We start from the raw sequence: 12030 nt of genomic DNA, 5'->3' as shown, positions 1-12030 counted from the left end.
CATTGTCGCAGTTTTTGATCCCATTTTTTCAGATTTTGTGAGAAATCCGCGTTCAGCTATGCAGTCTAATTTCTATAGCACCCAATTAGTTGAGTTTTAAAGAATTTACCGGCACTTCATCCCAAGAATTGACTGTCCGCAATCGCGCCACCCAACCTGCTGCCTTTTGCCTCTCGGTCAAATTATTCTCAAAAGAATCATGACAATCTTTAGCTTGAGATTCATTACAAGTGGCAATACAGGCATGAATCATCCCAGACGGATCAATTTGCTCATTTACCCAAATAGTCATGGAATATTTCCTCAATAACTGTAGCGAACAAAGCTATTTGTCATTTTAGAATACTATTAAAGTCAAAAGTTTTAGAGCAAAATCGGTAACAAATAATGAACTAATCCTAACTACCGATTACTAATTGACAATTACATAGAAATATACTTAACGGTAAATGGAGATACATAGGATGAGCAAGCCTAATTTTCATGCAATGAGTCAGAAAGAGTTACATGATTATGTTCTTGCTCATCGGGAAGATCAAGAAGCCTTCTGTGCTTATGTAGATAAGCTGCATGTCGAAGGTAATTGGATTGAAATGCCACCGTTAGAGTCAGAACAGGATTTAGAAAATTATCCTAAGTTCATTGAGCGTATTCGCAGCAGTTCTGAGCCACAAGATCGAGCAGTTTAAGGCTTACAGTAGCTTTTGGGCTATCCTCAGCTTGGCCGATCGCGATCGCGGATTCTGACTAATTTCCTCTTCTGATGCAATAATTGGCTTTTTTGTCAAGACTTTTAATAAAGGTGAATTTCTTAAACCATGCTTCACTGGGCGATCTTCCAAACTGTGGAAACTGATAATTGCAATTCTGCCACCAGGGACAAGGGCATTTGGTGCTTTATCCAAAAAGGTTTCTAGGGATTTTAACTCATTGTTAACAACAATTCGCAAAGCTTGAAAAACCCGGGTAGCGGGGTGAATTCTACCATAACGGTATTTTGGAGGAACAGAAGAAGCGATCGCATCAGCTAATTCTGTAGTCGTGTGCAACGGTCGCCGTTCGACAATGCGACGAGCAATGCGCCGCGATAATCTCTCTTCACCATACTTAAAGAAAATATCAGCTAATTCTGCCTCATCCCAATTATTAATTACATCGGCAGCAGTTAGCGATCGCCCTCGATCCATTCGCATATCCAAATTTGCAGCTTGGCGAAAGCTGAAACCCCTTTCTGCTTGGTCTAAATGGTAAGAACTCACCCCCAAATCGGCGAGGATACCGTTGAAAGTATTAGGGCGAAATTCGTAGTCAGCAAAATTGCTATAGATAAATTGTACGCGATCGCCAAACTCAGCTAATTCTTTCCTCGCTGCTGCTAAAGCATCCTCATCTTGGTCAATCGCCGTTACCCGCACATCTGGCGCAGCTGCTAAAATCAAACGGCTGTGACCTCCACCGCCTACCGTCGTATCAAGATAATGACCTCCTGGAGATACCGCTAGACCTGCAATAACTTCCTGCGGTAAAACTGGTAGATGGGAAAATATCGGTTCTTCGATAGCTAACTGACGATTCATGAGACTTAGGACAAAAAACCACAGATGAACTTTAATTATCTATTCTTTTCTTTGTGTCTTTGCGGGTTTATAGCTAAAAAATAGTTTTTAAACCACAAAGATATAGCAATCTGATTTGATTCGGTGAATTACTCGTAGAGACTGGGGACTGGGAAGAAAGAATAAAGGTGTACTGAGTTTTTTTCACGCAATCAAATATGAGTCCTATACAAAAGGAAAATATCATAAGCTCAACACTCAGTATCAGCTTTGGATGTTGAGCTTTAAGCATCTGTAGTGCTATTTTTTACCTTTCCTTTGGTAAATCATCGAATTTGGTATCCGTTTGAGTTTTTTCTCCATATTTAAATGGCTATTTAAAATAAAAATGAATACATTACCGAGAAATTCGTTTTCCTGTAACAAGCTGTTCACAAGTTTAGAGTGATCGGGTTCCTGAATACCTTCTAAAAAGCTCACTTTTCGCTTCAAAGCTAGAACGTAAAATGGTTTTTCAGGAAAAAATTGTATATTTTTTTGCACCAAGTAAGCAGTTATTATATCCGGGTGATGAGAAAACTGCTGACAAAGCTTATTAACCTCTATATCTGAGACAGTATGAGATTCAAATTTATCCTTTTCTCCTACATTTGAACGCTCTTGCTGTGCTTTCAAAATTAATTCATGATAATTTATAGCACGTTCTTGATAAGATTTTGCTTCATTGATTTTTCCTTGTTGTTTAAGAAAACTGCAAATTATCTGACAACCTTCTATGACTATACTTGAATTTTGAGCTATTGCCTTCTCAATGTATTCTATTCCGGTTGCATCCTGTTTGTTTAATAATATTTGCCCTAGTAAATAATTAGCTGATGCATGGTTAGCTTCACGATGAATAATTTCTTTTAATAGTGGCATAACCCCTTCTTCACCCTCAAATTCCAATGTCAAAAATGCTCTTTGACTAGCTTCTTCTAAAGTTAGCTGTTGTTTTTGCGATTTTTGATTCAAATCTTTTAAGGTAGCTATTGATTGTTGAGATTCAGCATACTTTTGTCGCCAAGGTGTTGCGATTTCTTCTCGCCAAGCTTGACTAAAATGTACGATAAATTTTTCTAACCTATTTCCTAAAAATTCTTGGGCGGCACTGGTTTGAATTGGTGTAGATATAGCAACTTCTTTTTGCTCATTTGGTAAGTATCCTAATGCTTTTAGCCTATCTGCAAGGCAAGGATGAGTATCAGCATTGTTAGTTTTTTCTGCTAATGCTTGCATGAAATAAATACTTGCTTCTTCAGGAGAAACTTTATGATTTAAAGCTTCTTGCATCGCTGCATAAGTCATTTTTGGCGGCTCAATTTCTGTCTGTACTTGTTTATAAACATTAGACCAAAAATAATCTTCCAAAAATCTAGCTTTCACTTCCACATTCATCAAAGTTTTAGCAGCATTTTGCTCTCCAGCGATATCAACAGCACATCTATCTGCTTCATATTCATTCATCCGTGCCAACACAAAGGAATAGGCATTAAAAAACGGGATATACCATGTCAAAAAGCGCTCAAAGATTAACCATGATACTTCATTTCCACTTTGTCGTAATCCTTTAACAAGGCGATACCAAGTTTGACGTTGGCGATAAATCCAACCACTAAAACGGCTATGATTTCCTGATAAATGTCCCAGTTCATGGGCTAAAACGGCACGAAATTGTTCGGGTGGCAGTGCTAACATTAGCGGTAGACCGACAATTAAGTAATTTTGCTGCCATCCCAGCAAACCTAAGCGTGGTCTTTGAACAACCCCTGCATTAAAATCGTTGGTCAGCAGGATGTGGTGAAACCGTGGAGCTTGTAGCTTCGATGAGATTTCGTTAGTTAAAGAATAGAGATTGGGTACATCTTTAGATTGTAGTGATAAACCTGTAGGCGGGGGAAAAGAAACCCAAAGCGATCGCACTAACACCAATGCGAACGCCAGCAAAAACAGAACACCTTTCAAAGAGGAGGCATTAACTGAATGAGCGTTAAGCATCAAAAAGATAATACCTACCAGCAAAGTCAATGTTACAGCTAGAACCAAAAATATATATGCGTAGCCCAAAGTAGCCAAAAAAGCAACGTGCAATTTATAAAGATGCGGTTGTTTATTAGCAAAAACTTCTAGCTTCTGAATTAGCTTATCAAAACGCTCTTGATTGAAAGTCATAAATATGTATCAGCATTATAAAACTGTAATATAACTGACACAATATCTCTCTAGCTTACGTAAAAACCCAGAAGTTGTTAGGCATTGGGGAGCCAGTGCGTTGGGCGGGCAATGCCCGACTTGAAGCAACTGGCGTCATTGGGCATTGTCCCCTTGTCACAGCACGATGAAGTGAAAAAAATCCGATGCTTCAATTAAGTGGATATCGAGCTTCCGGCTAATCCCGAACAATCGCCTTCCACCCAAGCTTGTGTTAAAACTTACCAAGTTCAAGAGCGTTACGATCTGCTCTGGGTTTGTTTAGGAACACCAAAACAAGACATAGCTCCGTTTTCTGAGTGGTACGATCATGTCTATCAAAAGATTTTCTGTTGCCATTGTCAAGTCGCAGCAACCCTGACGCTTACCTTTAGATTTGCAAGCAGAAGTACATTTACCGAGCGATCGCTATTCTATAGCATACCGGAAGTGGCTCAAACAACAAGGTGTTACTTTCGGCACTATTTAGAACTTGGCGATGCTTGTCATTATGATTAAGAAAAAAGATTTAGATAAGATTGGTTTAGAAGCTAACTCCCTTAAAGAGTTTAAAAAACGGTAGATTGTTAACTGTTCTACCGTTTTTTATGTATGTTGAATGTGGTAATCAAAAGTCAAGTGATATTTTTCCTAGCTTTCATGTCAAGGTGAGTTTTTGGTATTTATTTATCCACAGGTGTTAGTTTTAAAGGATACAATGGCTCAGATCCATTTAATTGCCAAATTCTAAATACCAAGACAGCAGCTACAGTTAACCACACACAAGAAAATGATAAAGTCATTCCTGCTATAGGATTAGTTTGCCAATAGATTGCCGTCACCACTACAGCAGATAACCAAGGGCCTAAAATAACTACAGGTACAGCAGCACCTAATCTTCGTTCTACAGTAAAAATCGTATTCCAAGTATCCCCTAAAGCCAAATGTACCACAAACAAAATTAAAGGCAATACTAAAAACTGGTGATTCATTTGCTGCCAAACCAATACAGAAGAAATTACCCGCAAAACAGCAATTATCATCCAAACTATGGGAAATACTAAAGGTGGAGGAGACCATCTTGGTCTGATTACCTGGTCATAGGTCTGACGAGAACGGGTATTATCTAAAAGAGAAAAAATTCGTGAACGGATACTTAATAGAGCAAAAAATAATCCAGTCAATAAAGTGCTAAACCAACTGGGAAAAGAAGAATTATTATCAATGAAAAATACTAATTTTTCCATTCCTAGTAACACGAGAATCATCACTAATATTTGTAGTGTAGTCCCTAGTATATAAACTAAAGCTGCTCTGACATCTAGTTCTTGTGTAGTAGCTATTGATGTGTTTAGATACTGTTGTTTATTCCCAGGTTTTACCCCCATCACTGTATTAACGAACTGTTCAACTATTCCACTATTATTGGATTGATTCATAACTAAGAGATTGTGCGTAGTTGGTAATTAGTAGTAATAAGTCATTATATGATATTCTAATAATTAAAAGTGATTTTTGTAGTCTCTTTTAACATCAGAGTTTATAAGTTACGAATCTAATGTACAGTCTTTCGTAAGTGATATTGAGGAAAAAACGTGGAATTTCAGAAGTTATTGTATATTTTTACTCTAGTAAATATTGCTACGTTTGCTCTGAGTGTACCTGTATTTGCTCAAATCACACAGGCTCCCTTTAATTCTTCACAGTCGAGTTGTCGTGCAACTAAAATAAATACTCCAGTTTTCAAAGAACCTTCAGCATCATCCCACGCTATCAGAATATTGTCGGCAAAAACAAGGATTACTTTAGCATATATACCAGTTAGCGGAGATAGATTTGTCAGAATTAAATCTCCGACTTCAGGGTTTATTCAAACTGCTGTGCTGAAATTTTGTCAGACGAATAACAACGCTCAAAACTTATGGAGTAAACCTACTATTGGCAGTGTATGTCGGCAAATTGTCCGACAGGAAACTATACGTCGCCAACCAAGTACAAAAGAACCTTTTATTACAACACTTTATCCAAACACAACTGTATTTGTGAACTTGGTTACAGGTAATATCGTTAAGTCATACAAATCTGAAAATTACATTTGGGTAGAAATCGACCTTTCCAGAAGTTTCCCTGGAGAATTATCTGGTAATGGTTGGATGGTCAACACTGACTTAGTAAATACTCCTGGATTAAGCAGTCTGGCTTATTGTAGTTAGTAGCTTATTTCTAAGTATGTTACCCAGGTATAAAGCGTGTTTTACTCCTGAATTCTGTTAGCGCAGCGGGGCGTAGCCTATTCCGAATTCTGAGTTCTGCTGTATATTCACTCAAATTCAGGTCAGCGACAATTTGCTTAACTGTGTTAGAAATACTGTTTTTGATCTGAGCATAATCAATCTCAAGGGCATTATGACCACAGGGTAAAATTGTGCAGCGTGGCACCCATGAGGAATTATGGCAGCAAGGCGGAACTTATGTTCGCCTACTTCACACAGCAGAGGCATAATATCGAGTTTAAGAACATTTATTGGAAGTATTCGTTTTTAAGTATAGACATAATTACTAATGAAGAATACTTATCTTTTTGCCTCAAGGCTTCTCGCAAAACTCCTTCCTCTTGAAAGCCGACTGACTGATAAACATGTCTAGCACGTTGATTGTGTTCAAAGACATCTAACCAACAACGATGAGCATTATACTCTTCAAAAACCTTTTTGAGGATCATTCGCAACGCACGCTTGCCGTATCCTAGTCCTGGTTCAGCAACGATAATTCGAGTTAATTCAATACTACGGTTCGGTGATTGTAAGCCAGACAAAATAGTGTAGCCTTGCGTTTCTCCTGAAGCATTTTCAATCATTAAATAATGTTTGTCAGCAGAGTGTAAGTTTCTGCTGTGTTCTTCTCGGCTCCAGCAGAGGATAAGGTCTTTAAATTCATCTCTGGTTTCTTGAGTAAAGATGAAGTCTATATCGTTTAGGTTAGCAGATCGTAATTTTATCATCAAAAAAGTTTCTGTTATATTCAGTCGGTATACAATAGTTTTTTATATCTTTTTCCACTCGTCGAACTCATATCGATTTACCTTCAGTGAATCCTCTTAATACTTTACTTCCGTTCAAAGACAAAAATAATGGAAATCGGTTTGTTTGTCTTAGGATCGGATGGCTCATATAAATTTAGCAATCGGTAATTCAAAGCATGGAATTCGTCGATCCATGATTCCAGGGTTCTGAAATACCAAGGAGTAGGGTAAAATGGTCGATCTGCATTTGGTTGCCATGAAGTTTCGCGCCACCCATTGGAGTATGTAAAGTCACCGCAAGCAATTATCGGATGAAGTGTTTGAATGATTATTTTGCCTTTGTCTTCTAACAGACTATGACCTGCCTTGGCAATCTCATCAAGAGCGCATTCGCCTAGAATTGAAAAGTTGCAGATAAAGCAACAAAAATAGTTAATGGTGCTAAATCTTTGTGATGCAAGATCCGAGTACGAACAGACAACAAAGCGAGAATCACCACTATCCTTTGCTGTCTCAATGAGATCGGTACAAAAATCAACACCCCAACCATCGATTCCTAAAGAAAAAAGCTGTCGAGACAACCATCCTTCACCGCATCCAATATCTAAGAATGTTCTTGGATTAAGTTGGGTTATCACTTTAACTATAGCGGCATCTGTGACGATCGCACGGCTTTCAATTTGTTTATTACGAATTGCTTGTGTCCATAATTTAGCATTCATCTGCCATGAGTCAAGGATTCGTTTTTCATTCTCGTTCATACAACACCGCTCAAATAATACAAATAATCTTCTCCTTTAAAACATAAACGATAATGCAGCCAGATGCAGGATTTCGACTATTTGCAAGAATCGCAGTTTTGCCCAAGAGCGATCGCTTGTGCAATTTGAGTGATATTATGTGCAATTAAATAGCTTTGGTAATTCTATTTAATTTGCAAATCCCTAGAAGCTCAGATCCTTGACTTATTAAAGAAGTCGGGGATATTTTTGTTTTGATATTACTGATGACATTGCTGTAAAAACATATATAGTAGTGCCTATATGCAAGGTAGGTTGTCATTAGTAATTGCAACGCTATGTTAATTAATGAATTAAGAGATATTAATTTAATTATTTTTCCTGACTGGTCTAATTTAGAAACTGCGATCGTAGCAGACTTAACGAATGTTCTCAGAACTATTTTCACACATCCAGCTAGACAAGATATAACACTGCTAATTTACAGTCAAAGTTTATCGGATGAACTACAGGATAATGCTAACTCATTACTTTTTGAGACAGTTCTAAAACTTAGTTTAGAAGAGGCTGTCTCGGAAGACTTGAATGTAGGGCTTACGGGTCAGTTAACCACCCAAGAATGGTTTATTATTAAATCATTAATTAACTTTCGCATCCCAATTAATCACGAAGAACGCTACATTATCCAGCAGCCAGAAATTGCACAAATTCCCAAATGTGATTTGTCAGAAATTGAACAGCCAATTATTTATGAAGCGGCTCGGCTAGAATCTTGGCAAAGATGGGGTGACTATTTTGCAGACAGTGAATCGCCTGAAAACGCTATCTCATATTACAGCAAGTATTTATCTAGTTGTCCGCACCAGATTAATTATTATCTGAAGTTAAGTAATATTTTGTATAAAACTGGTCAGATGCCAGAGGCTATCAAAACATTGCAAAATGGTGTTAGCAATTGCCCTCAAGCAGAAGAACTCTATTACTGGCTGATTATTCGTTTAAAGCAAAGCCAGAACTATCTGGAAGCTCGTAACTTTGCTCAACAGGTTACAAAGAAGTTTCCTGAAAACTATGTATTTAAGATGTTGAGCTATCTGATGCTCCCAGAAATTTATCATACTCCTCAAGAGATTGATACCTATCGGGCATGGTTTCAGCATGGTCTAGAAAAATTGATTCAAGAAATAAGCCCGGATGAACAGAAAAAAGCTTTCAGAGGAATCAGCCATCATACAAACTTTTTTCTTGCATATCAGGCAAAAAACGACCTGGTATTACAGCAGCAATATGGACAGCTAGTTCACCAAATTATGACAGCAAATTATCCCCAATGGAGTCAGGTGCATCCGATTTCTTCTATTAGCAACAATCGAAAAATTAAAATTGGTTATCTTTCCTATTTTTTATGTAGCTGGAGTGGAACAGTTTTGTTCTTAAACTGGCTTAAATATGCAGATCATCAAAAGTTTGAAATTTATTCATATCACATAGGGCATCAAATTGATGCTGCTACTCAATTATTTCAGTCTCATAGTACAAAGTTTTATCATTTGCCGAATAATTTAGAACAGATTTGTCAACAAGTTATTGACGATCGCCTTGATGTGTTAATTTTTCCAGAATTAGGAATGGATGCCACAACACTATGTATTGCTGGACTCCGTTTAGCACCGATTCAATGTATGGCTTGGGGGCAACCTGTAACTTCTGGATTACCTACCATTGACTATTTTTTATCTAGCGAACTGATGGAGCCTATGAATGGCCAATATCACTACACCGAAAGCCTGGTACGTTTGCCTGGTGTTGGGATTTCCTATCCGACGATCAAAGTTGACTCAGTTAGCCACAACCGATTATTTTTTGGATTACGAGAAGATGCGATCGTCTACATCTCTAGTCAAGCTGCTTATAAATATCTACCACAGTACGATTACATTTATGCAGAAATTGCCCGTCAAGTTCCCAATGCTCAGTTTATGTTCCTTCGCTCTGGGATTTCTCAAGAACGTCTGAAACGAGCATTCGCGGCTGTCGGATTAGATAGTCTTGACTATTGTGTATTCTCTCCTGTCTTACCGCGTGATGATTACTTTGACTTGCTTTCTTTGGCAGACATTTATTTAGATACCTTCGACTGGGCGGGTGGTAACACAACACTGGATGCGATCGCCTGTCATTTACCAATTGTCACTTGTCCTGGTGAGTTTATGCGGGGGCGTCATTCTTATGGTTTTTTGCAAGCGATCGCTGTAACACAGACAATTGCAGATGATACCTGGCAATATATTCAGATTGCAGTGCGATTAGCCGTAGATATTGATTGGCGATACTCAGTTCGTGAAGCCCTCAAACTCTCAAGCAACGTTCTGTTTGACAATCCCACTGCTACCCAAAATTTAGAAGCATTCATCAAACAGGCGATCGCGTTGAAAAACTAAAGGTTAGGCAATCACAGTAATATTTGCACTAGTAAGCGCTACCTGATTTGAGAACTGGGCGATTTGAACTTGTGCAAGTTTACTATCAACCCCATCTGCGTCAAAGAATAGTTTTCCCGTAGTTTGATCGTAGATAAAGCGATCGCTTCCTGTTATTGCACTTGTACCAAGTCGGAACAAGCCCGAATCGAGTGTCGTATTTTGAGATTGGTTGAGTCGGAATTCTATCTGGGAAATGAAGATAGTATCATCTCCAAGAGTAAAATCAGCGATCGTATCATACCCTCCAGTACGGCTACCAGTGAGGTTGAAGCTATCTTGCCCAATTCCACCAGTCATCACATCTCGACCAACTCCACCAGCTAATAAATCATTACCTGCACCACCGAGCAAGGTGTCATTGCCTGAGTTCCCAAAGAGGCTATCATTGCCATCTTCTCCACTCAAGATGTTAGCGGCATTATTTCCCGTCAAAATGTTATCAACGCTATTACCAGTACCATTTTTTGTCCCGGTTCCAATCAGCGTCAAGTTCTCCAGGTTATTTCCCAACACCAAAGTCATTGAAGAGTTGACTAAATCTGTGCCTGCATCTAAGCCTTCAATAATAGAATCGTTGAGGTTGTCTACTGTGTAAATGTCATTACCGACTCCACCATTGAGCGTGTCATTCCCTGCACCTCCATCTAAGGTGTCATCACCTGTGCCGCCATCTAAGCTGTCATTACCTGAACTACCAAAGAGGTCATCGTTGTCATCTCCTCCTATTAAGGTGTCATTCCCTGCACCACCATCTAAAATGTCATCGCCTGTACCACCATATAAGTTGTCATTGCCTAAGTTACCAAAAAGGTTATCGTTGCCATTTTCTCCACTCAAAATGTTAGCAGCATTATTTCCCGTCAGAATGTTATTGAAGCTGTTACCAGTACCATTGATTGCCGCACCTCCAATCAAAGTCAAGTTCTCCAGGTTATTTCCCAATACCAAACTCACAGAAGAGTTGACTAAATCTCTGCCTGCATCTAAGCCTTCAATAATAGAGTCATTGAGATTGTCTATTGTGTAAATGTCATTGCCGACTCCACCATTGAGACTATCAGCTCCTAAACCTCCATCTAAGGTGTCATCACCGACGCCGCCTAACAAGGTGTCATTACCTGAGCTACCAAAAAGGCTATCGTTGCCATTTTCTCCATTCAAGATGTTAGCGCCAGTATTTCCAATCAGGATGTTATTAAGGTTGTTACCAGTACCATTGATTGCGTCAGTTCCAGTCAGTGTCAGGTTTTCCAGGTTATCTGCCAAGATCCAAGTCACTGAAGACTTGACTAAATCTGTGCCTGCATTAGCGGATTCAGTAATCAAATCGTTGAGGTTGTCCACAATATAAGTGTCATTGCCGACTCCACCATTGAGACTATCAGCTCCTAAACCTCCATCTAAGGTGTCATCACCGACGCCGCCTAACAAGGTGTCATTACCTGAGCTACCAAAAAGGCTATCGTTGCCATTTTCTCCATTCAAGATGTTAGCGCCAGTATTTCCAATCAGGATGTTATTAAGGTTGTTACCAGTACCATTGATTGCGTCAGTTCCAGTCAGTGTCAAGTTTTCTAGGTTATTTGCCAAGATCCAATTCACCGAAGACTTAACTAAATCTGTGCCTGCATTTAAGCCTTCTGTAATAATGTCGCTGATGCTGTCCACAATATAAGTGTCATTGCCTTTACCACCAATGAGACTGTTAGTGCCTGCACCACCCTCCAATAAATCATTTCCATCACCACCATCAAGGGTGTCGTTATCACCTAATCCTTGGATGGTGTCATTGCCCTGCAATCCTGAGATGATGTCACTATTTTCCGTACCAATCAGTTTGTTTGCAGTTGAAGTGCCATTAATAATCATATTAGGGTCTTTTATGAGGATAATTGATAATTCTTCTGCCGCCCCAAGTGCGATCGCAGAATTCCCTAGCTTCGCTTTTTTTAAAATTAAACAGCCTCAGCAAATATGTCTAACTTGATACTTTAATCGAC

11 protein-coding genes are annotated in these 12030 nt (G+C 38.9%); 4 read left to right on the top strand and 7 right to left on the bottom strand.

Annotated features, from left to right (window positions below; translation table 11 throughout):
* Nucleotides 1-85 precede the first annotated feature (85 nt).
* Entirely contained in the window at nucleotides 86-292 is a 207-nt protein-coding gene (locus RMY63_RS36520; protein ID WP_322733376.1) for a glycogen debranching protein, read from the bottom strand.
* A 172-nt stretch (nucleotides 293-464) separates the two neighbouring features.
* Here RMY63_RS36520 and RMY63_RS36515 point away from each other — a divergent pair, with 172 nt between their 5' ends.
* A complete protein-coding gene (locus RMY63_RS36515; RefSeq protein ID WP_322733375.1) occupies nucleotides 465-689 on the top strand; it encodes a DUF6887 family protein in 225 nt (74 codons plus the stop codon).
* A gap of 3 nt (nucleotides 690-692) precedes the next feature.
* Here RMY63_RS36515 and rsmH read toward each other — a convergent pair whose 3' ends face one another.
* On the bottom strand, nucleotides 693-1577 hold the full coding sequence (rsmH, locus tag RMY63_RS36510; protein WP_322733374.1) for a 16S rRNA (cytosine(1402)-N(4))-methyltransferase RsmH: 885 nt from the start codon (nucleotides 1575-1577) through the stop codon (nucleotides 693-695).
* A gap of 279 nt (nucleotides 1578-1856) precedes the next feature.
* Nucleotides 1857-3767, bottom strand: coding sequence for a M48 family metallopeptidase (locus RMY63_RS36505; protein ID WP_322733373.1), 1911 nt, complete (start codon nucleotides 3765-3767; stop codon nucleotides 1857-1859).
* A gap of 198 nt (nucleotides 3768-3965) precedes the next feature.
* Between RMY63_RS36505 and RMY63_RS36500 the strand changes: the two genes are divergently transcribed.
* On the top strand, nucleotides 3966-4304 hold the full coding sequence (locus tag RMY63_RS36500) for a hypothetical protein (RefSeq protein WP_322733372.1): 339 nt from the start codon (nucleotides 3966-3968) through the stop codon (nucleotides 4302-4304).
* 164 nt (nucleotides 4305-4468) lie between these two features.
* Here the strand turns inward: RMY63_RS36500 and RMY63_RS36495 are convergent, their stop codons facing one another.
* Nucleotides 4469-5224, bottom strand: coding sequence for a TspO/MBR family protein (locus RMY63_RS36495; RefSeq protein WP_322733371.1), 756 nt, complete (start codon nucleotides 5222-5224; stop codon nucleotides 4469-4471).
* Between the two features lie 156 nt (nucleotides 5225-5380).
* Here RMY63_RS36495 and RMY63_RS36490 point away from each other — a divergent pair, with 156 nt between their 5' ends.
* Nucleotides 5381-5998, top strand: coding sequence for a hypothetical protein (locus RMY63_RS36490; protein ID WP_322733370.1), 618 nt, complete (start codon nucleotides 5381-5383; stop codon nucleotides 5996-5998).
* A 308-nt stretch (nucleotides 5999-6306) separates the two neighbouring features.
* Here RMY63_RS36490 and RMY63_RS36485 read toward each other — a convergent pair whose 3' ends face one another.
* Both RMY63_RS36485 and RMY63_RS36480 read right to left on the bottom strand, forming a co-directional pair.
* Complete coding sequence (locus tag RMY63_RS36485) at nucleotides 6307-6786, bottom strand: GNAT family protein (protein ID WP_322733369.1); 480 nt, start codon at nucleotides 6784-6786, stop codon at nucleotides 6307-6309.
* Nucleotides 6787-6890: 104 nt separating this feature from the next.
* The gene (locus tag RMY63_RS36480) at nucleotides 6891-7568 is read right to left on the bottom strand and encodes a class I SAM-dependent methyltransferase (protein WP_322733368.1); all 678 of its coding nucleotides are present in this window, start codon (nucleotides 7566-7568) and stop codon (nucleotides 6891-6893) included.
* Between the two features lie 317 nt (nucleotides 7569-7885).
* Between RMY63_RS36480 and RMY63_RS36475 the strand changes: the two genes are divergently transcribed.
* Nucleotides 7886-9988 carry a glycosyl transferase family 1 gene (locus tag RMY63_RS36475; RefSeq protein WP_322733367.1) on the top strand — a complete coding sequence of 701 codons (2103 nt, stop codon included), beginning with the start codon at nucleotides 7886-7888 and terminating at the stop codon, nucleotides 9986-9988.
* A 3-nt stretch (nucleotides 9989-9991) separates the two neighbouring features.
* Here RMY63_RS36475 and RMY63_RS36470 read toward each other — a convergent pair whose 3' ends face one another.
* A complete protein-coding gene (locus RMY63_RS36470; RefSeq protein ID WP_322733366.1) occupies nucleotides 9992-11899 on the bottom strand; it encodes a calcium-binding protein in 1908 nt (635 codons plus the stop codon).
* Between the last annotated feature and the right edge of the window lie 131 nt (nucleotides 11900-12030).

It is taken from the genome of Nostoc sp. ChiQUE01b (genome assembly GCF_034531255.1).
Classification (GTDB): domain Bacteria; phylum Cyanobacteriota; class Cyanobacteriia; order Cyanobacteriales; family Nostocaceae; genus Nostoc.
The sequence above is the reverse complement of the archived record's forward strand: the minus strand, read 5'-3'. Positions and strand labels throughout refer to the sequence as shown.

Bases quoted from the DNA above. Each gene is read 5' to 3' on its own strand.
- RMY63_RS36505 (WP_322733373.1), bottom strand. From the start codon at position 3,767: ATGACTTTCAATCAAGAGCGTTTTGATAAGCTAATTCAGAAGCTAGAA.
- rsmH (WP_322733374.1), bottom strand. From the start codon at position 1,577: ATGAATCGTCAGTTAGCTATCGAAGAACCGATATTTTCCCATCTACCA.
- RMY63_RS36480 (WP_322733368.1), bottom strand. From the start codon at position 7,568: ATGAACGAGAATGAAAAACGAATCCTTGACTCATGGCAGATGAATGCT.
- RMY63_RS36475 (WP_322733367.1), top strand. From the start codon at position 7,886: ATGTTAATTAATGAATTAAGAGATATTAATTTAATTATTTTTCCTGAC.
- RMY63_RS36515 (WP_322733375.1), top strand. From the start codon at position 465: ATGAGCAAGCCTAATTTTCATGCAATGAGTCAGAAAGAGTTACATGAT.
- RMY63_RS36495 (WP_322733371.1), bottom strand. From the start codon at position 5,224: ATGAATCAATCCAATAATAGTGGAATAGTTGAACAGTTCGTTAATACA.
- RMY63_RS36520 (WP_322733376.1), bottom strand. From the start codon at position 292: ATGACTATTTGGGTAAATGAGCAAATTGATCCGTCTGGGATGATTCAT.
- RMY63_RS36485 (WP_322733369.1), bottom strand. From the start codon at position 6,786: ATGATAAAATTACGATCTGCTAACCTAAACGATATAGACTTCATCTTT.
- RMY63_RS36470 (WP_322733366.1), bottom strand. From the start codon at position 11,899: ATGATTATTAATGGCACTTCAACTGCAAACAAACTGATTGGTACGGAA.